This is a genomic window from Pseudotamlana agarivorans, from assembly GCF_018860245.1.
GTDB classification, from domain to species: Bacteria; Bacteroidota; Bacteroidia; order Flavobacteriales; family Flavobacteriaceae; genus Pseudotamlana; species Pseudotamlana agarivorans_A.
The window spans coordinates 364,119-386,028 of sequence record NZ_JAHKPD010000008.1; the positions used below are offsets into that span (position 1 = coordinate 364,119).

At 36.4% G+C, this 21,910-nt stretch carries 14 protein-coding genes; 3 read left to right on the forward strand and 11 right to left on the reverse strand.

The genetic code is table 11. The features are described 5' to 3' along the window. Nucleotides 1–27 precede the first annotated feature (27 nt). The 4 genes from KO493_RS04345 to KO493_RS04360 form a co-directional block, all read right to left on the reverse strand. A complete protein-coding gene (locus tag KO493_RS04345) occupies nt 28–426 on the reverse strand; it encodes a DUF805 domain-containing protein (RefSeq protein WP_216066718.1) in 399 nt (132 codons plus the stop codon). A 124-nt stretch (nt 427–550) separates the two neighbouring features. Beyond that, nucleotides 551–2,386, reverse strand: a complete 1,836-nt coding sequence (locus tag KO493_RS04350; protein WP_216066719.1) for a GNAT family N-acyltransferase — start codon at nt 2,384–2,386, stop codon at nt 551–553. 165 nt (nt 2,387–2,551) lie between these two features. Continuing rightward, a complete protein-coding gene (locus KO493_RS04355) occupies nt 2,552–3,820 on the reverse strand; it encodes an aspartate kinase (RefSeq protein ID WP_216066720.1) in 1,269 nt (422 codons plus the stop codon). 1 nt (nt 3,821) lies between these two features. Continuing rightward, on the reverse strand, nt 3,822–4,301 hold the full coding sequence (locus KO493_RS04360) for a GNAT family N-acetyltransferase (protein WP_216066721.1): 480 nt from the start codon (nt 4,299–4,301) through the stop codon (nt 3,822–3,824). A gap of 121 nt (nt 4,302–4,422) precedes the next feature. Here KO493_RS04360 and fbp point away from each other — a divergent pair, with 121 nt between their 5' ends. Continuing rightward, complete coding sequence (fbp, locus tag KO493_RS04365) at nt 4,423–5,436, forward strand: class 1 fructose-bisphosphatase (RefSeq protein ID WP_216066722.1); 1,014 nt, start codon at nt 4,423–4,425, stop codon at nt 5,434–5,436. A gap of 205 nt (nt 5,437–5,641) precedes the next feature. Here fbp and KO493_RS04370 read toward each other — a convergent pair whose 3' ends face one another. From KO493_RS04370 to KO493_RS04385, 4 genes are all read right to left on the reverse strand, one after another. Further along, the gene (locus KO493_RS04370; RefSeq protein ID WP_216066723.1) at nt 5,642–7,408 is read right to left on the reverse strand and encodes a polysaccharide lyase family 7 protein; all 1,767 of its coding nucleotides are present in this window, start codon (nt 7,406–7,408) and stop codon (nt 5,642–5,644) included. A 341-nt stretch (nt 7,409–7,749) separates the two neighbouring features. Then, entirely contained in the window at nt 7,750–11,205 is a 3,456-nt protein-coding gene (locus KO493_RS04375; protein ID WP_216066724.1) for a hypothetical protein, read from the reverse strand. A gap of 196 nt (nt 11,206–11,401) precedes the next feature. Next, the gene (locus KO493_RS04380) at nt 11,402–12,580 is read right to left on the reverse strand and encodes an acyl-CoA dehydrogenase family protein (protein WP_216066725.1); all 1,179 of its coding nucleotides are present in this window, start codon (nt 12,578–12,580) and stop codon (nt 11,402–11,404) included. Nucleotides 12,581–12,688: 108 nt separating this feature from the next. Then, a complete protein-coding gene (locus KO493_RS04385) occupies nt 12,689–13,405 on the reverse strand; it encodes a tRNA1(Val) (adenine(37)-N6)-methyltransferase (RefSeq protein WP_216066726.1) in 717 nt (238 codons plus the stop codon). Nucleotides 13,406–13,655: 250 nt separating this feature from the next. Here KO493_RS04385 and KO493_RS04390 point away from each other — a divergent pair, with 250 nt between their 5' ends. Further along, a complete protein-coding gene (locus KO493_RS04390) occupies nt 13,656–14,120 on the forward strand; it encodes a DUF2383 domain-containing protein (protein ID WP_216066727.1) in 465 nt (154 codons plus the stop codon). Between the two features lie 182 nt (nt 14,121–14,302). On the opposite strand, the gene rimM is transcribed toward KO493_RS04390, so the two are convergent. The 3 genes from rimM to KO493_RS04405 form a co-directional block, all read right to left on the reverse strand. Further along, nucleotides 14,303–14,830, reverse strand: a complete 528-nt coding sequence (gene rimM / locus KO493_RS04395) for a ribosome maturation factor RimM (RefSeq protein WP_216066728.1) — start codon at nt 14,828–14,830, stop codon at nt 14,303–14,305. A gap of 170 nt (nt 14,831–15,000) precedes the next feature. Then, complete coding sequence (locus KO493_RS04400) at nt 15,001–15,516, reverse strand: 30S ribosomal protein S16 (RefSeq protein WP_216066729.1); 516 nt, start codon at nt 15,514–15,516, stop codon at nt 15,001–15,003. Between the two features lie 89 nt (nt 15,517–15,605). Then, nucleotides 15,606–16,670, reverse strand: coding sequence for a lactonase family protein (locus KO493_RS04405; protein WP_216066730.1), 1,065 nt, complete (start codon nt 16,668–16,670; stop codon nt 15,606–15,608). Nucleotides 16,671–17,075: 405 nt separating this feature from the next. On the opposite strand from KO493_RS04405, the gene dnaE reads away from it, so the two are divergent. Beyond that, nucleotides 17,076–21,461 (forward strand): DNA polymerase III subunit alpha, encoded by a 4,386-nt coding sequence (dnaE, locus tag KO493_RS04410; RefSeq protein ID WP_216066731.1) that lies wholly within the window; start codon nt 17,076–17,078, stop codon nt 21,459–21,461. Nucleotides 21,462–21,910 lie beyond the last annotated feature (449 nt).

The following is a 21,910-nucleotide window of genomic DNA, read 5'->3' on the forward strand; positions in this document are numbered from 1 at the left end:
CAATAGTATCTTGACATTCTAATTTTATTACTCTACACCAATTTGGTTGATACCATCGGCACTAGATTTTGGGTTAGGCCCCCATTTGTTCGATCCAGCTTCGCTGTCTTTACAGTATAAAATAAGTAACCAGATAGCCCCAATCAGAGGTATTAGGCCAATGAATAGCCACCAGCCACTTTTTCCAATGTCATGTAAACGACGTACCGTAACTGCTAGCCCTGGGATTAATACAAACAATGAATATAAGCCAAGAATAGGGCCATTGCCACCATAATCTTTAAAGGTAAGGCCTAAAACATTATCTAAAATGGACGCAACTGCTGAAACGAGAAAACTAAACAATAAAAACATCCAAAACTCTTTTCGCCTTGCACGTCCTTTAAAATCTGCATACTGTTTTAATACTTTTAAATACCAATTCATAATTTGTGTTGGGTTTTTTGGTTAATACTCTCAAATATAGTTATTTTATTGTTAAACTTAAAGGGGAGATATGATGATAATAAAATGAGTATTGAAATTTCAGACGACAAGGGACTAATTAGAACTATTCCTCTTCCTTATTAAGATCCTTCAACTTATTCTCCAACTCCGCTTGAAATTCTTCCATAACTGGGCGAACGGTACTTTCAGGGAGGTCGGCGATTTTAATGTACATAAGGCCATCAACCGAGTTGTTGAATAGTGGATCTACATTAAAGGCTACCAAACGTGCGTTTTGTTTGATGTATTTTTTAAGCAAAACTGGAAGGCGTAAAGCCCCTGGTTCTATTTCATCAATAAAACGATCGAATTTATTTAAATCGGCTTCGGTTTCATCGAATACAAAATCCTTATCGGCGTCCTTAAGTTTTACTTTAAATTCTTTTTTAGGACGTACATACTGGGCTATGTATGGATCGTAATAATGCGATTTCATAAACTCAATCATTAGTGATTTTGAGAAGTTTGAAAATTGATTGCTTATACTTACACCTCCAATTAGGTAATTATGCTCAGGAAAACGGAGTGTTGTATGTACAATACCTTTCCACAGTAAAAATAAAGGCATTGGTTTTTGTTGGTATTCTTTAATGATAAAAGCACGACCCATTTCAATAGATTCGCTCATCATTTTATATAATTCGGGTTCAAACCTAAAAAGGTCTTGCAGGTAAAACCCATCAATACCATAGGCTTTAAATATTTGAGAACCTAAGCCCATACGATAAGCTCCAGCAAGAGCGTCTTTTTCATTGTCCCAAAGGAACATGTGGTGGTAATAATTATCGAAAGGGTCTAGATCTATGGCTTCATTGGTACCTTCTCCAATTTCACGAAAAGTAATTTCACGTAGTCTACCAATCTCTCGAAGAATATTTGGTATTTTTTTCGGCTCGGCTAAAAATACTTCGTAATTCTTGCTTTCAAGTAGTCTTGAGCCGTCTTCTCTAACCGTTTTCACCTCCTCCATCATGAGAAGTTGATCCACGGGAGTGACTATTTTCTTTGGTGGTTTGGGTGACTTTAAATTAGAGGTAATATTGCTTGTTAGTTTTGAAACTTCTTCAAAAGAATTTGAAAGCATATACGTTTTTCGTCTTAAAAAATCACTGAAATCTTGTAAGCTGGTGTGTTCTTTTTGGTCTTCAACAGAAATGGGTTTCCCAATTCGTACTTTAATCACGCGTTTTTTCTGTGTGAGTAATTCCGAAGGTAGTTTTGCTGTTCTAAAAGTGTCGCTTATTTTGGAGAGTTTGTAAAATAGAGGACTATTCTTGGCATGAAAATATATTGGAACCACGGGAACGCCTGCTTTTTTTACTAATTTCATGGCGGTTTCCTCCCAAGGCCTATCAACAACTAATTTACCATCGCGGTACGTGGATACTTCCCCAGCAGGGAAAATACCTAAAGGATGCCCCGATCTTAAATGTAGAATAGCATTTTTAAAACCAGCAAGATTAGATTTTATGTCTTTACGGTCTTCAAAAGGGTTTACAGGCATAATATATGGCTTCATGGGCTCAATACGATGCAGTAAAAAATTGGCTAAAATTTTAAAATCATTGCGTTGTTCCAACATGAGTTTAAGCAGCAAAATACCATCAATGCCACCAAGAGGATGATTTGAAATAGTAACATAAGCGCCATCTTTTGGCAGTCTTTTTAAATCTTCTTCAGGAATTTCAAATTTTATTTGAAAATCATCTAAAATAGCATCTAGAAAAGGAAGCTCACTAAGGTGTTTATTGCGTTTGTAGATTTTGTTAAGTGTGGAAATTTTTAAAACTTTCATTAAAACCCAGCCCGTTAACGTGCCAACAAAACCATATTTATCAAGTTGAATGGCTTTTGCAACTTCTTTAGCGGATACTAGTCCTAAATCTTGCGCTTTACTCATGGCTATAAAAGTACTAAATTGTTTATTATACCATTTCTAGTTTAAAATTACGTAAAAGAAAAAGATGATTTTTTGTTTTATACGAGACCGAAAAATAAAGCCTAGCCTAAGTTACGGTTTTTTTTAGGATGAAGTAGAAAGCAAAAAAAGCGCATTTTATTAGCGTCATTTTAAAGGAGAGATGGTGTTTGTCACTACTTGCGTTGTTTCTTGGGTTAATTGCTTTAATAATACCTTTTTATGGGCTTCTATTTGATGGATAGATTCGGGGTTGTAATGCCTAATGGTGTACAGCGCTACATTTTCGTGGCAAGTTACCTTAAATTTTGCTTTTAAGTGGTGTAAAAGCTTGTCAAGATTATCATAAATGTTGTCAATGCATACAGAAAAACTAATGGCCGAATTCTGTATAACATTCACTTTCATTTTATATTTTGCTAATAAGCTGAAAATTTCACTAATATTCTCTTCAACGATATATGAAAAGTCTAATGATGATAAGGCGATAAGTGCTTGGTTTTTTTTAACAATGAAACATGGAATTTTAGGTTCTAAATCTACATTTTTTCCTATTTGCGTTCCCGCCGCCTCTGGATTTAGAAACGATTTAACAAATAAAGGGATTTCTTTGCGTTGAAGTGGTTGCAAGGTTTTTGGGTGAATAACCGATGCACCGTAAAATGCTAATTCTATCGCTTCGCGGTAAGATATTTTGTTAAGTAATGTGGTGTTTTCAAAATAACGCGGATCTGCATTTAATACACCAGGGACATCTTTCCAAATAGTCACGCTTTCAGCATTTAAGCAATACGCAAAAATGGCTGCGGTGTAATCACTGCCTTCACGACCTAGTGTGGTTGTGAAATTATGTGAGTCGCTACCAAGGAAACCTTGAGTGATGTTTAAAGTGTCTTTTTTAAAGTTTTCTTTTATGCTTTGCTGTGTCTGATCCCAGTCTACTTTAGCCCGACGGAAATAACTATCTGTTTTAATATGTTCTCGAACATCAATCCAATTGTTTTTTAGGTGTATTGCATTTAGGTATTCGCTAACAATGGTAGTAGATATTAATTCACCAAAACCAATAATTTGATCGTAAACAAAGCTGTAGTCGGGCGATTTATTAATTTTGAAAAACGCATGAAGTTCATCAAAAAAAGCGTTTATTTTTCCGAATACAGGATGGTTTTCAGCATCAAATAATTCAAGTAATATGTCTTTGTGGTATTTTCTAACTTCTTGAATAGCACTTGGTAATTCACTTTTATTTTTAAAATAATTATGAATAACAGCTTCCAAGGCATTGGTGGTTTTACCCATGGCAGATATCACAATTAACGTATTGTTATAGCCTGTTTTCTGTAAAACAGAAGCCAAGTTTTTTACACCGTTGGCATCTTTAACCGAGGCGCCTCCAAATTTATATATACGCATGTTACAGGTTTGCTATGTAGTTTTTTATTCCAGATTCATCTAAATGTACTACGTCCCAATCTCTTAAAACTTTAGCACCTTTTTTCTCATAAAAGGCAATGGCAGGTTCATTCCAGTCTATCACTTCCCAATTAATGCGTTTTACGCCTAATTGATGCCCGTGTTTAATGACTTGATCTAAAAGCGCTGTGCCTAAGCCAGAACCACGCATGGCTTGACTAACTATTAAATCTTCTAAATGGATTATTTTACCTTTCCAAGTGGAGTAGCGGTTATAAATTAAAGCAATGCCTTCTATTTTTTCTTCAACTTCTGCAACAAAACAATGAAAAGCAGGTTGTTCTCCAAACCCATCCTTTTCCAGATCACTTAGTGAAACTTCTACAGCATCGGGTTCTTTCTCAAAAACGGCTAATTCGTTAATTAAATTTAGCACTTGAGGCATGTCTGTTTTTTTTGCGTTTCTAATGGTATAATTCATAGTGTCCGTAATTGAAGGTCAAATATAGCTTAAAGTTCATTATTTTCGGTGTATAACCTTTTCGAAATCGGTGTAGTTATGGAAAAAATGCAGATATTTGTGCTAACCAAAACACTTACATATGTCTCGACAACACCAAACTCTAGGAGAGTTTATTATTGAAAATCAATCTGCATTTCAATACTCTTCGGGAGAACTTTCTAGTCTCCTTAATTCTATTCGATTAGCAGCAAAAGTAGTAAATCACGAAGTAAATAAGGCTGGTTTAGTCGATATCATAGGCGCTGCTGGTGATACAAATATTCAAGGTGAAGATCAACAGAAGTTAGATGTATATGCTAATGAGAAGTTTATTCAAACCATGACTAAACGAAATATTGTTTGTGGCATCGCAAGTGAGGAAGAAGATGATTTTATTGCCATTAATAGTCAGGATGAAAACAACGGAAATAAGTATGTTGTTTTAATCGATCCATTAGATGGTTCTTCAAATATTGATGTGAATGTATCTGTAGGTACTATTTTTTCAATTTACAGAAGGGTAACTCCAGTTGGAACACCTGTAAAACTTGAAGATTTCCTTCAAAAAGGTAGCGAACAAGTGGCCGCGGGTTATGTGGTTTACGGAACATCTACCATGATTGTATATACTACGGGGGCTGGTGTAAACGGATTTACTTTAAACCCGGCAATTGGTTCTTTTTACTTATCGCATCCTAATATGACATTTCCTGAAGACGGGCATATTTACTCCGTGAATGAAGGGAATTATATTCACTTTCCGCAGGGCATAAAAAACTATATTAAATATTGCCAAAAGGAGGAAGGGGATAGACCTTACACCTCAAGATATATTGGATCTCTAGTTTCCGATTTTCATAGAAATATGATTAAAGGGGGGATTTATTTATACCCGCAAAGTTCTAAAAATCCGAAAGGGAAGTTACGTTTGTTATATGAATGTAATCCCATTGCATTTTTAGCAGAACAAGCTAATGGAAAATCTAGTGATGGTTTTACAAGAACGATGGATGTAGAACCTACAGAGTTACATGAGCGCGTGCCTTTTATATGTGGAAGTAAAAACATGGTTGAAAAGGCTGAAGAATTTATGCGAGAAGCGCATGGAGAGTAAGGTATTTTGATTTTGTCCTTCAGAAGGAGGTACGACTGAAGAATCTTTCTATTGTTCTAGAGATTCCTCGATGTTTCGGAATGACATGTAATACGTCATGTGTGTTTAGGAATATGTTGTAAGCATTAAAATGATTTAAAATACAAACAAAAAGGCGATGAAATCAATCATCGCCTTTTTCCTTTTAGAATTTGTAGTATGTGGCTTAGTGTTCTACAAAGTAATCGTAAACTACAACTTCGCCGTAGTTGTTTGATTTACCAGTTTCGTCACCTTCTTTTTCAGCATTACTTTGTGTGTAGTTACCAATTTTGAAGTAAGCTTCACCGTAATCTCTGTCCATTAACACCGTGTTGCTTCCATCTTTCACTAAGTAAGATGATGCGTTTCCGTTAGCGTAAGCGTTTTTAAGGTTGCCATCTTCACTATAGTAGCAATAGTGTTTCCCGTCTTTTACTTCAAAAATAACTTCATGAGTTGTTCCAAGCGAGTAGTTTGTTTTAATAGTTACTTCATCTCTTAACACCCCACCATTAAAGCTTAAAAACAGGTGATTGCCTTCTAATCTTAAAACCATGGCATCATCAATACCATCATCTTTATTACCGTGAATTTGAGTCGCCACTAAATGATCTTTTACAATTGGTAAATGGGTAATAGCTTGTTGTACATACACGACATGTGTTCCAGAAGTAGTCCAGTAGATATCAGAACCACCATCTTCTTCACGTTCTCTAAGTTCGGAACGGATATAGTCTGAATTAGGTGTTGATCCGTTGTTACTTCTAATTGGTACACGGAAAACCATACCATTTTTATCATCGTTTACATAGAAATATTCGTTGTTAGACTCTCCACAAAGTGTTTTGTCTTCCACCCCATCAGGATACGTGATTTTCCATTGGTTACAGTTGCTCATTAAATCAGATGGGATACTTGCGTTTCCTGGACTTGGTGTTTCAGGGTCGGTAGGATCAGTTGGGTCGGTTGGTTCGCCTCCAGTAGAGAAAACCTGAACTTCTGCTAAAGAAAGCGCGTTAGTATCTTTTAGTTTGATACGTACACGAGCACCAGTAACACCTCCTGTGTTAATAGTAACTGATGGGTTTGGAGAATCTTCGATAGTCGTTTTGTATGCTAAATCTCCGTTGTCTTTGTATACAAAGACATCAAAATTGCTTAAACGTGTTTTACAACAGCTATCTGTACGGTTAAAGATTTTAATGCTTCCGATTGTGTAATCTTGACCTAAACGAACTTGCCACCATGGTTGTGCTGTACTTGATGTATGGGTAACACTGCCGTTAGACCATGCACCATTTGTGTTGCCATCAACAGCACGACTTGGATTTCCTCCATGAGCAACAGAAGATTGTTCTGCCGTTTTTCCTAATGCTAAGTTTTCTGAGGTACTTTCGTCTACATCAACAGGTGTAATGCGTATCCAGTTAATGTTCCATCCACCACCTGTAGCCAGTAATTTTAATGTGCTGCTACCTGCAGATAAATCTACTGTTTTAGATGTGGTTATCCACGTTTGGTACGAGCCTGTAGACGCTTTGTTTACGTTGCTTAATTTTGTGCCATCTTGATAGAAGTCAAATTTAGAAGTGTTTGTTTTTGAAGCCACTCTAAACTCAAATTTATAACTTCCAGAAGCTGGTACTTCAATGTCATACTCTAGGTAGTCATCGGTATCTATCCAACCTACGTTTAATCCGCCACCAGTATCGGCAGTGCTTTCGGTTTTAATACCACTTTGACTATCATATGCTTCGGCTTGTATGGTTACGGCCGATTTGGATGATAGTGTTGATTTTGAATATGCAGATGCGGTGGTGGTGTCATCTTCTGCAGAGGTGTCGGTTTCTAATACTTCTTCACTTGAACAAGCGAAAATGGTAAAAATGAGGGCGAATGTAGCAAGACTAAAAAATGCAGTTTTGCTAACTTTTGAAAATCTGTTTTTCATTGTTAATTAATTTAAAATAGTTTAGTAATAGATTAATATTTAACTGGTTAACTAAAGTGGTAAACCAGTATGGTTTTCCAAATGTATACGAAAAAAGAAGATTTCCAAATTTTGGTGGTAAAAATTTGTCAAAATGATAAAAAAAACGTTAAAAAATTGCAGTTTAACGGATATTTTAGATTTGTTTTTTAGAGTTGTCTGATTTTTAAGCAATTAAGGCGGTTTGTTTTTTGAGTATTTGGGCCAAATTTAATTGTGTTTTACGATGTACATAGCATTTGGACAAAAAAAAGACTGCCTTTTCAGGCAGCCTCATTTTTAGCATTATGATGTTTTGAGATTTATTTTCTACATAATGGATCTGCTCCAATAGTGCCTACTAAAGTTTCTAGATAAGCCTTAGAACTTACTTCATTGTATTGTTGTTTAACAACTTCCAAACGCTCTTCAATATTCATTTCTGAAGAAATTATAGCGTTATCGATATTCGTAATGAATGTTTCCAAATACGCGATTTGAGATTCGTAAAAACGAATGTCTTTTTGCTGTTTTAACGCCAATCTTTCTTTGTACCAGTCGCTATTTAATACGTAATCTCTATCAAATAATTTTCTTAATTCAGGATCGCTCATTGGTTTACCTTCGTAATTACCGTAAGCCATCATGTGTAATAAAATCTTTAATGGAGGAATAGCAGCTTCAATACTACCATCTTCAAAATAACGTAAAGCTACTTTTTCTTGTGCTTCAACAATATTTTTAATACCATCTACATAATCTTCAAGACCTTGTAATTCTGGTTTTAACATTTCTTCGTTAAAAACAGCGGTAGGCTCGTCAAATAAACGATTTAAACATAGGTGTGAGAATGTTTTAGTGATTCTATACCCTAAACGACTTCCCAAAATTGTTTCACCATTATGTTCAAAATCTTCAAGTTTTTCTAAACTTCCATTCGCAATTAATTTTTTAGGATCGCGATCAGATGGTTCTAAACGTGCCCATATTTCTGGAATTAATAAACTAATATCATGATCAACTTGATTGTTTCCTCCCACATATCCAGCTGCGGTACTAAACGCATCAGATTCTGTTAAAATATGCGATAATAGTGCATTATTTAAATCTGTAGTTGGTGTTAACATGTTAAAAGGTCCTTTTGTTAAAGCCCCCTCTGAACCTGCTCCAGTCGTTGATGGTGATTTTCCGGTTAAACTACAAATAAAATCCATGAATAATTCTGGAGTTTCTTGGTAGTGAATTGGGTTGTAAACTGCTAAGGCACGAATACCAGCTTCTTTATCGGCAGGGTTATTTCTTCTACCAGGTAAAACAGCATTTACAACATTAACTACAGGATCTTCAGCTTTTATTTGTCTCACTAAACGTACGCCAACATCAGCTAAATAAGTAGCTTCCGTTTCGCTTACATTCTTATTAGGTTCTAAATATCTTGGGTTTTTCGTTGGTTCCCCTTGTACAATTCTTGTATGTGATGGTAATACGAAAAACTCTTCTTCTTTATCACTGTTAACAATTTCTGTAATGAAATCTTTTACCGGTTGTGTGTATTTATCAAAATGAATGGTGTCATTATAAATTTCAATGGCATCCGCTTTTTTCAACAATTCATAATTGGTTAAGAAACGGCCTTTAGTTACAATATCTAATTCGGCATTTTTATCATAACCTCTAACTACAGCTTCATCGGGTCTTTGGAATAGATGCGCTTCACAGTTTGTTACCACTTTTACACTTTTATTAGAGAATTCAGGATTTAAGTCCTTAAGTTCTTGTCTTGGTAAAGTGATAGAAGCTGTAATATCATCTTCGGTTTGAATTTTTTCACAAGGCGAAAAATCAGATCTTAACTTGTTAAGCATCCAGTTTCCTTTTTGATTAAATCCAATACGTACATAACTACCAACAACAGGCGTGTTGTTATGTAAAAGACCAGTACCGTTTTCACCGTTAATGATTTCAACAGACATGTAGTCTTTCCAATTTAAAACACCACGAGCTTGTCTGTAAAGACGTTTCACGAATAGCACTAACGATCTAATGTGCACAGGAATTTCTTCCAGCATTTGGTTGTACTCGTCTGTGTTTTCTTCTGAAGGCGTTAGTAATTTCACCGCAGAACTTAACGATCTTTCTTCACTTAAGAAAGATCTAGATTTTGGTCTATTCGGATCTTTTTTCTTCCAACGCGTAGTATAATCAAATTCGATAATTTCATCGGCTTTTTTGAAATCCTCATCAATATCTTGAATGTTAAACGTACTATATGTAATAGCGTTTTGCATCGATTTTGATATTTCAGATTTACCTCCACCAGATACCGTACAAGGTTTGTGGCAGAAAATACCTTCTGCAAACGTGTCAACAATACGCCATAAATCAACAGATTGGTGTTTTTCTAACCTGAATTTATTACCAGTTGGATGTACATATGTTTTACGTGGAGAAAGAATTAATTTTTCTTCCTTGCCATTATGCTCCCAGGTAATGCTGTTTGTGTTTGTATTCACGTAAGCATCCTCTGGAATGTATATGATATTAGGGTATTTTTTATCTATGGCATAATTTTCAGGTTGCACATCAATACGATCACCTAATAATTGTTTTACCCCTTCAAAACTGTGTTTGTTTTGGTGGAAATTAGTATAATCCCTACCATCTAGAGTACTTCCCATAACACGTCTTGCGAAAGCAATAGCACCACCAGCGTGTTCTTCTTCAACTAAACCATAAAGGTTGGCAGAATAACTAATTTGTGTTTTAATCTCTTTTTTAGAGTAGCCATAGTAGTTATCAGCAATAATAGTAACAACTACACCGCGGTCATCTCTACAAGTGATTTTGAATGCGCCACCGTCGTTGTAAAGTTCATCTTCCTTTTCCCAGCACATCCCATCATTTTTTTGACGCGCCGTAGCATCGTCAATATGAGGTAGGCCAACATCCTTCTTTTTAAGTTTTAACAACTGAGGTGCTAAAATAATACAACCGGTATGTCCGGTCCAGTGTTCAGTGTCTAAAGCAGCATCGTTTAAAGCTAAATGTGGATCGCCAGCATTTCCGAATATAGATTCTACGAAATCTAGATTACTCACTAAACTACCAGGGGCGAAGAAACGAACTTCTAAAGATTTTTCTGAAATGACACCTTTAACTTCTGGGCAAACTACAGGTCTTAGCATCATAGATACTAAAGTTTTAGCTTGCTCTTCTTCAGGCTGACTTGATGTAAATGGCAGATTTTTTAACTCGTCTGAAGGCGTAAAAGCTGCGTTTAAAAAATGTGCAAAAACAACTCTAGGTACTTCTTTTTTATCTAAAGGCACTGGTAACGGACCTTCAACAATATGAAAAGTTCCTTTTGTTGTTCTTTTATCGTGTAAAGGATTGTTTAAAATTCCTTGTTTTATTCTATTAGAGGTTACTTGATTGCTTTTGAAAGTATCGCCATCCGGAGGTAAACTTACTTCTCTAGCTTGTCCTTTTCTCGATAGAATAAGTGTGTTGTTTGGAATGACGTACGATTTTTCAAATTTTACATCTTTTAAATAGTCGTTTATAAAATTTTGAATACGAGAATCTGCAGGTGCGTGATGCGTTGCTAAAAGTCGCGATTTAGCTTGTACGTTTTTTACGATTCCACTTGTTAATTCTTCAAATTTTGGATTGCAAAATTTAACTTTACTATCCGGTTTATCCTTAAAAGTAGGCAACCAAAGGGACGCTAATTGTAAGTTCGTAAATTGGATAATGTCTTTTCTTGATTCTTCTTGCATGATGTATAAAAAGTTACTTTCTGTGAATATAATACTCTTATTCTAAGACAAATTTAGGGTCTACAGCTTATATAAAAGCTGTCAAAAGTCAGTCTTATGTATAATTGTTTAGAATAATTAATCGAAAACGATTGCGTTGGGGTAGATAGCGAAGATAAAAATAAATTGTAAGGTAAATAAATCATTTTACGTGTTATTATTTAAAAGCGTTAAAACCAGTGATGTCTAATCCGGTTATTAGTAAATGAATGTCGTGCGTGCCTTCGTAGGTAATCACGCTTTCCAAGTTCATGGCATGACGCATAATGGCGTATTCTCCAGAAATCCCCATACCACCAAGAATTTGTCGTGCCTCTCGAGCAATATTAATAGCCATATCTACATTGTTTCGTTTGGCCATAGATATTTGGGCCGATGTCGCTTTATTATCATTTTTTAAAACACCCAGGCGCCAGGTTAATAATTGTGCTTTGGTGATTTCTGTAATCATTTCAGCTAATTTTTTTTGTTGTAACTGGAATTGCCCAATAGGTTTACCAAATTGCATACGTTCCTGGCTGTAGCGTAAAGCCGTATCATAACAATCCATCGCCGCGCCAATGGCGCCCCAAGCGATGCCATAACGTGCGGAATCCAAGCAGCCCAGAGGTGCTCCTAATCCAGATTTATTAGGTAATATATTTTCTTTTGGCACTTTAACATTATCAAAGATTAACTCGCCAGTTGCCGAAGCACGTAGTGACCATTTATTGTGGGTTTCTGGAGTTGTAAAACCTGCCATGCCACGTTCAACAATTAAACCATGTACGCGATCATTTTCATCTTTAGCCCAAACTATAGCGATTTGTGCAAAAGGCGCATTACTAATCCACATTTTAGCGCCGTTCAATAAGTAATGATCCCCTTTGTCTTTGAAATTAGTAACCATGCCGCTTGGGTTACTGCCATGGTCGGGTTCTGTTAAGCCAAAGCAGCCCATCCATTCGCCGTTAGCTAATTTGGGTAAGTACTTTTTACGTTGGGCTTCGTTGCCATATTTCCAAATGGGATACATCACTAAGGAAGACTGTACGGAGGCTGTGCTGCGAATACCAGAGTCTCCACGTTCTATTTCTTGCATGATGAGCCCATAAGAAATTTGATCCAATCCTGCGCCTCCATACTCTAAAGGTATGTATGGGCCAAAAGCACCAATTTCAGAAAGTCCTTTAATAAGTTGTTCTGGGAATTTAGCTTTTTGAGCATAGTCTTCAATAATAGGGGAGACTTCGCGTTTCACCCATTTTCTAGCCGCATCGCGAACCAATTTATGCTCATCAGTTAATAATTCGTCTAAGTTGTAATAATCTGGAGCTACAAATAAATCTGGACGCATAAAGACGAAATTAATAAGAGGTTTGATTTCTGAAAACTAAAACACACAATGTATTTTTTTATTTTTCAGAACTGTTTATCTCAAATTTAATCAATCTTATTTGCTTTTCTACATTTTTAAATAGAAATCTTTTGTTAAGTTTATGTAATCTTCAGTGTAGTCATGTCTTTGATTTTCAATAGTAAGCGTGCTGTTTTTAGTGCCGCTTTCGCGGAAAGAAAATTCGAGAATACTACGTTTAACTTCAGAGCTTGGGTTGCCTTTAACGTGTAGTGTTCTGTTGAGGTAGAGTTTTTCTTGTGAAGCTAATTTGATAAATCGGGTCTCTTCTTTATAAGGAATAATGACAGTGAACACACCGTTCTCAGAAAGTAGTTTTGATACTCCCGAAATTAGATGTTCAAAGGGAAGTGCGTCTTGAAAACGTGCTAAATCTCGGGTGTCGTCATTGGTTTTATAATCTTCAGAATAAAATGGGGGATTGCAAACAATGAGGTCGTACTGGTCTTCGATTTCATTTACAAACTCTTCTAAAGCCGCATGGTAGCAAAAAAGCCGATCGCCCCAATCGGACTGTTCAAAATTATCTACACATTGCTCGTAAGCCTTGTCGTCAATTTCTAAAGCATCAATAACCTCGGCAGGACATCTTTGGGCAATCATAAGGGCTAATACCCCAGTTCCTGAACCAATATCTAGAACGGAAAAAGGCTGTTGGTTTACCGATGCCCATGCGCCTAATAAAACAGCGTCTGTACCAATTTTCATAGCGCATTGGTCTTGATTGATTTTAAATTGTTTAAATATAAAAGGCTTATTCGACATGTTATTTTTTATTCTTGCGTAAAACTAAGAAATAATGCTGCTCAAGTCTTATTTATTGAAAAAATACTCAAACGTATTAGCGGTGAGGCCTATGTATGTTAATAAAGACTTAATTAAGTGCGTTTTGTCTTACGGTAAAATGCTAAACACTGTTAAATTAAAATGAAGGTGTCATAGCATTTCTACTTTTGTCATGCAACAATTTCTCTCTCCCTCTCAACAGTTGTTGCCCTAAGAAAAGTTAATAGCTATGAAAAAACAAAAAAGAATATTATTGAATTTGAATGCGCTTTTGATTGTAAATCAAGAGGTCGAGAGAATATATTTGGAACTTGAAGGTAAGGTGTTGGATGAAGATTTAAAATATTTTTTTAAAGCTAATAGTGTTAAACGAAAAGAGTTTGTTGAAGCTTTAAAAGTTGAGATTTTGAAACTTGGAGGATCCTTTGATAATGAAGAGGTTCAAGCTTCCTCGTCTGAACTTTCTAAATTTTGGATGAAAGTTAGAAACGTTGTTTTGCTAAATGATAGTGAAGAAAAAATCATTAAGGAAGTAAGTGAGATGCAGAGTTTGGCAATAAATAGGTATAACGAATTATTAAGAATGTTAGGTTTGCCACTTTCTGTTTGTAAACTATTAATTAAACAACGTGATATTATTCAAGATGCGAAAGATGCTATCGTAAGGGAGGAAATATATGCTTTTGCGCAATAGGTAAGTTTTTCTTATTAAAAAAAAAGAGGCTGTACAAAAAGTATTAAAGTACGTCATTCTGAATTCATTTCAGAATCGCATCATATTGATAACCAATCATTATGAGGGCCTGAAATGAATTCAGGTTGACGAAAACTTTACTTTTTAGACAGCTTTTTTTTGGACTAGTTATATGCCAAAATCTATTCTAAGTATAAGTCTATTAGCCCTTCAGGCGTGTTTACTAGAATCGTTTTCTTACTGCGATCTACATTGATAATAAACTCATCATTCATTGGGATTAAAATCTCTAAACCGTCACGGTCAATTTCAAAAAGAGCCTGTGCTGTAGAATCATTTATGGCTTTAATCGTTCCTACTGTTCCAAAATTGACATCCTCAATGGTGAAACCAATAACCTCATGAAAATAGAACTTATTACCTTCAAGCTTAGGAAGCGTTTCTAGAGGTAAGTATAGGTCACTTTTCATGATGGCATCTGCATCGGCTTCGGTATCTACTTCTTCGAATTTGATACGAAGGAGTTCCGATTTATGCAGTTGTGAGCTTTCAATAAAAAAAGGAATCAGGTTGTTTCTTAAATCTATAAATATAGCGTCTAAGTTTTCGTAAATATCAGGTTCGTCGGTGTCAAGTTTAGCTAAAACTTCACCTTTAAAGCTGTATTTTTTTATGATTTTACCTAGATAGAAGCAGTCTTCTTTTTTCATAAGAAATATGTTTTACATGCCCACGAAGGTGGGAATCTTTTTAAGATAAGTTAAACAATTAGAGATTCCCGCCTTCGCGGGAATTATTTAATAGAACTTCGAAAAAGTTCTATTAAATAAAAAACTCCGATATTTCTATCGGAGTTTAAAAGTATAAAAAATTTTGTTTTTTATTCTTCTTCGTTAGATGCTTCTGCTTCAGCAGCAGGAGCTTCTTCAGCAACCTCTTCCTCTACTACAGGAGCAGCGGCAGCGATTCTTGCTTCATTAACAGCTTTTTCAGCAGCTAATGCTTCAGCTTTTACTTTAGCTTGCGCTTCAGATAAACCATCAACTTTAGCTTGAACTTTTCCTGTTTTTTCTTCTAACCAAGCAGTAAATTTAGCTTCTGCTTGCTCTTCAGTTAAAGCACCTTTTCTAACACCACCAGCAAGGTGATTTTTTAGTAAAGCACCTTTTTCAGATAAAAGGTTTTTAGCTGTATCAGTTGGTTGTGCACCATTCTGTAGCCATTGTACAGCACCGTCAACGTCTAATTCAACTGTTGCAGGGTTTGTGTTTGGGTTGTAGATACCTAATTTCTCTAAGTATTTACCATCTCTTTTTGAACGTGCATCAGCTGCTACGATCCAGTAAAAAGGTTTCCCTTTTTTACCATGTCTTTGTAATCTAATTTTTACAGGCATAATAATTAATTATGTGAGGTACTCGACCTCGAGTTATTAATAAGGGCGCAAAGATACTATATTTTTTTAATTCTCAGTGTTTTAGAAAGCTAAAAAAGTAAGCAAACTGGCGTTGGTGTTTTATGTTCTTGTAAATAGGTGAGTTCACCGCTAGCTTGGTCAATCTTGAAAACTACCAAGTTATTGCTTCTTCGGTTAGCCACTATAAGGAAGTTTCCTGTTGGATCCATAGCAAAGTTTCTTGGCCAATCACCATGAACAGAAACGTTTTGTACTTTTTCAATAGTTCCTTTTTTTATGTTTCTTTCAAAAACAGCAATGGTGTTTTCGCCACGATTTGTTGCGTATAAAAACTTTTCGTCATTTGATAAATGGATGTCTGCCGAGGCGTTTTCGCCCTTATAATCTTCCGCTAGGGTAGAATCGTAATCAATTTCTTTAAATTTATTGCCGCTTCTTTTTATTGAAGTAATACTGCTTCCCATTTCGTTAATAACGTACATGAATTCTCCGTCTTTTGTCATTGTGAAATGTCTAGGACCTGGATTACCTTTTGTTTTTACAATCGCATCGGTATCCAATTTGTATTCACCTTTTTTTAGTTCATATTGAAAAACAGCATTGGTTCCTAAATCGGCAACAAATAAGTCGTCATTAAAGAAATGCGCCGAATGTGCATGCGATTTTGTTTTTTCGGAATTATGATCAAAAATTTGAGAGGCTTCGCTTAGGCTCCCATCTTTATTAATAGGGAAAATAGCAACAGTTCCGCTTCTGTAATTTGAAACTGCAGCTTTATCGCCAGCTTCATTTAAAGAAATATGGCAAGGCAAAACACCATGACTACGCATGCGTGTTAAAAGCGTTAGCGTACCATCTTCATTAACGGTGTAAGAAGACACAAAACCATCTTTGGTTGCGTTGGTAGAGTATAAATATTTTCTATCTGGGGAGTACTGTAAAAACGACGGGTTGTCAATTTTAATGGCTAATTGTTGTTTGCTTAATGTGCCAGTTTCGGTATTAAATTGAAGCTGATAAACGCCTTTAGCGTCTTCATTGGTATAAGTTCCAACGTAAAGTGGAATGTTTTGAGCGTAGTTTTTAGTTGAAAAAACAACTAATGCTAATAGAATAAGGTGTTTGTAATGCATGTGTTAAGATTTAAACGACTAAATTAATATAAATTAACTTAATAATGATACCTATTCTGTTAATGACTCTTAAAGCTATTGTGAAGTTTGTTAATCCATTGTAAACACTTATGTTTAAAGGTGTGTTAGGTTGTTTTTGTGAAATTGAACTGTAGAGAATCTTAAATTTAAAGTGTCCTTAATAATAAAAGGGTTTTAATTCAAGGAAAATTTATGAGGTCTTGAGGTCTTAATCTTAATCATTGATTGAGCTAGTTGCGGCGCTTTCAGTAATTTACTGAAAGCGCCGCTTTTTTGTTTACAACTTTTAGGGGTTCCGTTTTTAAAAGTGTAAATTCTGCGTATTTTTAACGACTAAGATTTGTTTTTCTAATCGCCTTAATAACAAACATCTAAACTTTAAGAATGTACTTAATTTTCGATACTGAAACTACCGGATTGCCTAAACGCTGGGATGCACCCATAACCGATACCGATAATTGGCCAAGGTGTATTCAAATAGCATGGCAATTGCATGACGAGATGGGTAACTGTATCGAGAGTCAGGATTACTTGGTGAAACCCGAAGGTTTTAATATCCCTTATGACGCCGAAAAAATTCACGGTATCTCTACCGAATTAGCGCAAGAGCAAGGGGTTTCTTTAGATGAGGTTTTAGAAAAATTTAATATCGCCTTAGGAAAAACCAAGTTTGTGGTCGGGCAAAACGTGAAGTTCGATTTAAACATTATGGGTGCCGAATTTGTGCGTGGTCATGTTGAAAATCAGCTGCAAGAATTACCAGTTTTAGATACCTGTACAGAGCATACGGCTAATTTATGTCAAATTCCTGGTGGTCGTTATGGTAAATTTAAGTTACCAACGCTTACCGAACTCCATGAGTTTTTATTTAATCAGCCCTTTGCAGAAGCACACAATGCGACTGCCGATGTAGAGGCGACCACGCGTTGCTTTTTAGAGTTAATCCGTCTGGAAGAATATACTAAAGAACAACTAGACGTTGAACCAGATTATTTCGAGAATTTTAAAAAGGAAAACCCAGAGCCCATTAGGCTTATCGGATTAAAGCACATCAACCTTAAAAAGGAGAGTGCTAAAATTCTTGAGCGTATAAAAAAGGCGCAAACGGTAGATGTTTCTTCAGAAGAAATAAATAAAAATATTTCCGAGTTAGCCGATGTCGATTTTGTGCATTTACATAACCACTCGCAATATTCGGTATTACAATCCACTATGGGGGTTGCCGATATTGTTTCGGCAGCAGCCAAATACAATATGCCAGCCGTGGCGCTTACCGATCATGCGAATATGATGGGGGCTTTTCACTTCGTGAATGCAGTAAACAAGCATAATAGTGGTGTGAAAGCTAAAATTAAAGAAGCTGAAGCTACCGGCGCCACTGTTACAGCGAAGGAGATAAAACCTATAATTGGTTGCGAGTTTTTTGTTTGTGAAGATCATTTAGATAAAACTCGAAAAGATAACGGATACCAAATTGTACTATTAGCCAAAAATAAAAACGGCTACCATAACCTAGCGAAATTATCCTCGCATGCCTTTGTTGATGGGTTTTATTATTTACCAAGAATTGATAAGAAATTAATACAGCAGTATAAAGAAGATATCATTGTGCTTACAGGAAACTTATATGGTGAAGTACCAAGTAAAGTTTTAAATGTAGGTGAAGTTCAAGCGGAAGAAGCGCTTTTATGGTGGAAAGAGGAGTTTGGCGACGATTTGTATGTGGAATTGATGCGCCACAATCAAGAAGATGAAAATCGTGTAAACCCAACATTGATCGCGTTAGCAAGAAAGCATGATGTGAAACTGATTGCTTCCAATAATACTTATTATCAAGATCAAAAAGATGCCAATGCCCATGATATTTTATTGTGTGTAAAAGATGGTGAAAAACAAGCCACGCCAATAGGTCGCGGACGAGGCTATAGGTTTGGGTTGCCAAACCAAGAGTACTACTTTAAGTCTGGCGATGCCATGAAAGAATTGTTTAAGGATATTCCTGAGGCGATCTCTAATGTGCAAGAAGTAGTCGATAAGGTGGAGGGGTATCAGTTAGCTCGTGATGTATTATTACCAGCCTTTGATATTCCTGAAGAATTTAAGCATGATGAAGATTTAGCTGATGGCGGTAAGCGTGGGGAAAACGCCTTTTTAAAGCATTTAACTTTTGAAGGTGCTAAAAAACGTTATGGAGAACCGCTTTCTGAAGAAGTTACAGAACGTCTCGATTTTGAGTTGAGCGTTATTGAAAATACGGGGTATCCAGGGTATTTCCTAATTGTTGAAGATTTTATCCGAGAGGCTAGAAACATGGATGTTTCGGTGGGGCCGGGTCGTGGATCGGCGGCAGGATCGGTAGTGGCGTATTGCTTGTGGATTACCAACATCGACCCGATGAAGTACGATCTGCTTTTTGAGCGTTTCCTAAATCCGGATCGTGTGAGTATGCCCGATATTGATATTGATTTTGATGATGAAGGGCGTAGTCGTGTCATGGATTACGTAATCGATAAGTACGGGGCCAATCAAGTGGCACAAATTATTACTTATGGTACCATGGCGGCAAAATCGTCTATTCGAGATACAGCCCGTGTACTGGATTTACCGCTTTTTGATGCCGATAGAATTGCCAAGTTAATACCAAATATGTCTAAGCTGAATAAAATATTTGGTTTAGATGAAAAGGCTTTGGCTTCAAAATTTAGAGCTGAAGAATTAGAAAAAGTAAACGAGCTTTTAAATATTGCTGATGGTAACGATTTACCAGCGGAAACTTTGAATTTAGCGCGAACTTTAGAAGGTTCGGTTAGAAATACGGGTATTCATGCTTGTGGGGTGATTATTACTCCAGATGATATTACCAAGTTCGTACCAGTATCCTTGGCAAAGGATTCTGATTTATACGTGACACAGTTTGATAACTCGGTGGTGGAAGATGCCGGGCTGCTGAAAATGGATTTCTTGGGATTAAAAACGCTAACCTTAATTAAGGATACCGTTAAAATTGTAAAAGCCAAGCATGGTATCGTTTTAGATCCGGATAGTTTTTCTTTAGATGATGTGAAAACCTATGAGTTGTTCCAGCGCGGTGAAACTGTTGGGGTGTTTCAGTATGAATCACCAGGGATGCAAAAACACCTTCGGGATTTAAAACCTACAGTTTTTGAAGATTTAATTGCCATGAATGCCTTGTATCGTCCAGGGCCAATGGAATACATTCCTAGTTTCGTTAGACGTAAGCATGGCGACGAGGAAATCGAGTACGATTTACCAGCTATGGAAGAATACCTTAAGGAAACTTATGGTATTACCGTATATCAAGAGCAGGTTATGCTTTTGTCTCAAAGTCTCGCAGGGTTTACAAAGGGTGAAGCCGATGTACTGCGTAAGGCTATGGGTAAAAAGCAAATTGCGGTACTTGATAAAATGAAGCCTAAGTTTATCGAGCAGGCCAGTGCGAACGGTCATGATGCTAAAATTCTTGAGAAAGTTTGGAAGGATTGGGAAGCTTTTGCGAGTTATGCCTTTAATAAATCGCACTCCACATGTTATGCTTGGATTGCTTACCAAACGGCTTATTGTAAGGCGCATTACCCTGCGGAATATATGGCAGCGGTACTTTCCAATAATATGAATGATATCAAACAGGTGACGTTCTTTATGGAGGAATGTAAGCGTATGAAAATGGACGTGCTTGGTCCAGATGTGAATGAAAGTTATTATAAATTTTCGGTAAACAAAGATGGTGCGATTCGTTTTGGTATGGGGGCTATTAAAGGTGTAGGTCATGGTGCGGTAATGACCATTGTAGATAATCGTGAGGAAGGGCCGTATAAATCAATTTTCGATTTGGCTAAGCGTATCGATTTACGTGCTGCCAATAAAAAGGCTTTCGAGAATTTAGCTTTAGCAGGAGGGTTTGACGGTTTGGGTGATACACATCGTGCACAGTTTTTTCATGATGATGGTGACGGGATTACCTTTTTAGAGAAAGCGATTAAATATGCGCAAAAACATAAAGAGAATGAAAATTCGGCACAGGTGAGTTTGTTTGGCGAAGCTAGTGAAGTGCAAATCGCCGAGCCCGAAGTACCGCCTTGTGAGTCTTGGGGAACCATGGAAAAATTAAGCAAGGAGCGTGAAGTGGTTGGGGTTTACATTTCTGGGCATCCATTAGATGATTTTAAAACTGAAATGAAAACTTTTTGTAATGCCAATGTTGGTATGTTTTTGAATATTGATCCTTATGTGAATAGGGAACTCGTTTTTGGAGGCGTGGTTACCGATGTACAGCACCGTGTAAGCAAGCAAGGAAAGGGCTGGGGAATGTTTACTATTGAAGATTATTATGATAGCTACGAGTTTAGAATTTTTGGTGAGGATTATTTAAAATTCAGACACTTTTTAATGCATAATAATTTTGTATTTGTGAAGACGTTTGTACGTGAAGGTTGGGTGAATAAAGATACCGGAAAGAAAAGTGACCCGAGGTTGCAGTTTAATAGTTTTCAGTTGCTGCATGATGTCATGGAGAATTATGCTAAAAAATTATCCATTCAAATAAATATTAATGACTTAGATGATAAAAAAGTAATCGATTTAAAGGATCTGCTGCATATGCATCCAGGGAATCAAGCACTTAATTTTGTTGTTTACGACACGAAAGACAAAGTGAAAATAGCCATGCAGAGTAGAAGACAAAAGGTTAAGGTGAGTCAGGAGTTGGTTTCGGAATTGGAAGCTAGATATATTAAGTTTAAGTTGAATTAGGGTTGTTTAGTTGCTAGTTGCTAGTTGCTGGTTGTTAGTTATTGGTTTTTTGTTGCTTACTCTTGAGGGGGTGTAACACAGAGTTTCGCTGAGGTTTCACGGCGGGTTTGGTTTTTAGTTGCTACTTGGTGGTTTTTGGTTTTACTCTTGTGGGATTGTAACGCAGAGCTACGCTGAGGTTTCACGGAGGCTCACAGAGAGGTCTGTTCTATTTATGAAAATTAGCGTATGAGTAAGTCTAACAACTAATAACCAACAACTAGCAACCAATAATTCTAGACACAGATTACACTGATTTTCACAGATTCTTTGCTAGTTAGAAATGTTCTCGACTTCGAACACCAGTTCTATTCATGTTTTTATACGGTCTTCGAGCGGAGTCGAGAAGTGTTTAGATTTGAAGTAAATTTCTAGTTTTTGGTTTTACTCTTGTGGGGTGTAACACAGGG

What these genes read in the sequence shown, in the direction of transcription:
- KO493_RS04370 (WP_216066723.1), bottom strand. Translation starts at nt 7,408, where the DNA reads ATGAAAAACAGATTTTCAAAAGTTAGCAAAACTGCATTTTTTAGTCTT.
- dnaE (WP_216066731.1), top strand. Translation starts at nt 17,076, where the DNA reads ATGTACTTAATTTTCGATACTGAAACTACCGGATTGCCTAAACGCTGG.
- KO493_RS04385 (WP_216066726.1), bottom strand. Translation starts at nt 13,405, where the DNA reads ATGTCGAATAAGCCTTTTATATTTAAACAATTTAAAATCAATCAAGAC.
- KO493_RS04345 (WP_216066718.1), bottom strand. Translation starts at nt 426, where the DNA reads ATGAATTGGTATTTAAAAGTATTAAAACAGTATGCAGATTTTAAAGGA.
- fbp (WP_216066722.1), top strand. Translation starts at nt 4,423, where the DNA reads ATGTCTCGACAACACCAAACTCTAGGAGAGTTTATTATTGAAAATCAA.
- KO493_RS04350 (WP_216066719.1), bottom strand. Translation starts at nt 2,386, where the DNA reads ATGAGTAAAGCGCAAGATTTAGGACTAGTATCCGCTAAAGAAGTTGCA.
- KO493_RS04375 (WP_216066724.1), bottom strand. Translation starts at nt 11,205, where the DNA reads ATGCAAGAAGAATCAAGAAAAGACATTATCCAATTTACGAACTTACAA.
- KO493_RS04360 (WP_216066721.1), bottom strand. Translation starts at nt 4,301, where the DNA reads ATGAATTATACCATTAGAAACGCAAAAAAAACAGACATGCCTCAAGTG.
- KO493_RS04390 (WP_216066727.1), top strand. Translation starts at nt 13,656, where the DNA reads ATGAAAAAACAAAAAAGAATATTATTGAATTTGAATGCGCTTTTGATT.
- KO493_RS04405 (WP_216066730.1), bottom strand. Translation starts at nt 16,670, where the DNA reads ATGCATTACAAACACCTTATTCTATTAGCATTAGTTGTTTTTTCAACT.
- KO493_RS04400 (WP_216066729.1), bottom strand. Translation starts at nt 15,516, where the DNA reads ATGCCTGTAAAAATTAGATTACAAAGACATGGTAAAAAAGGGAAACCT.
- KO493_RS04355 (WP_216066720.1), bottom strand. Translation starts at nt 3,820, where the DNA reads ATGCGTATATATAAATTTGGAGGCGCCTCGGTTAAAGATGCCAACGGT.
- rimM (WP_216066728.1), bottom strand. Translation starts at nt 14,830, where the DNA reads ATGAAAAAAGAAGACTGCTTCTATCTAGGTAAAATCATAAAAAAATAC.
- KO493_RS04380 (WP_216066725.1), bottom strand. Translation starts at nt 12,580, where the DNA reads ATGCGTCCAGATTTATTTGTAGCTCCAGATTATTACAACTTAGACGAA.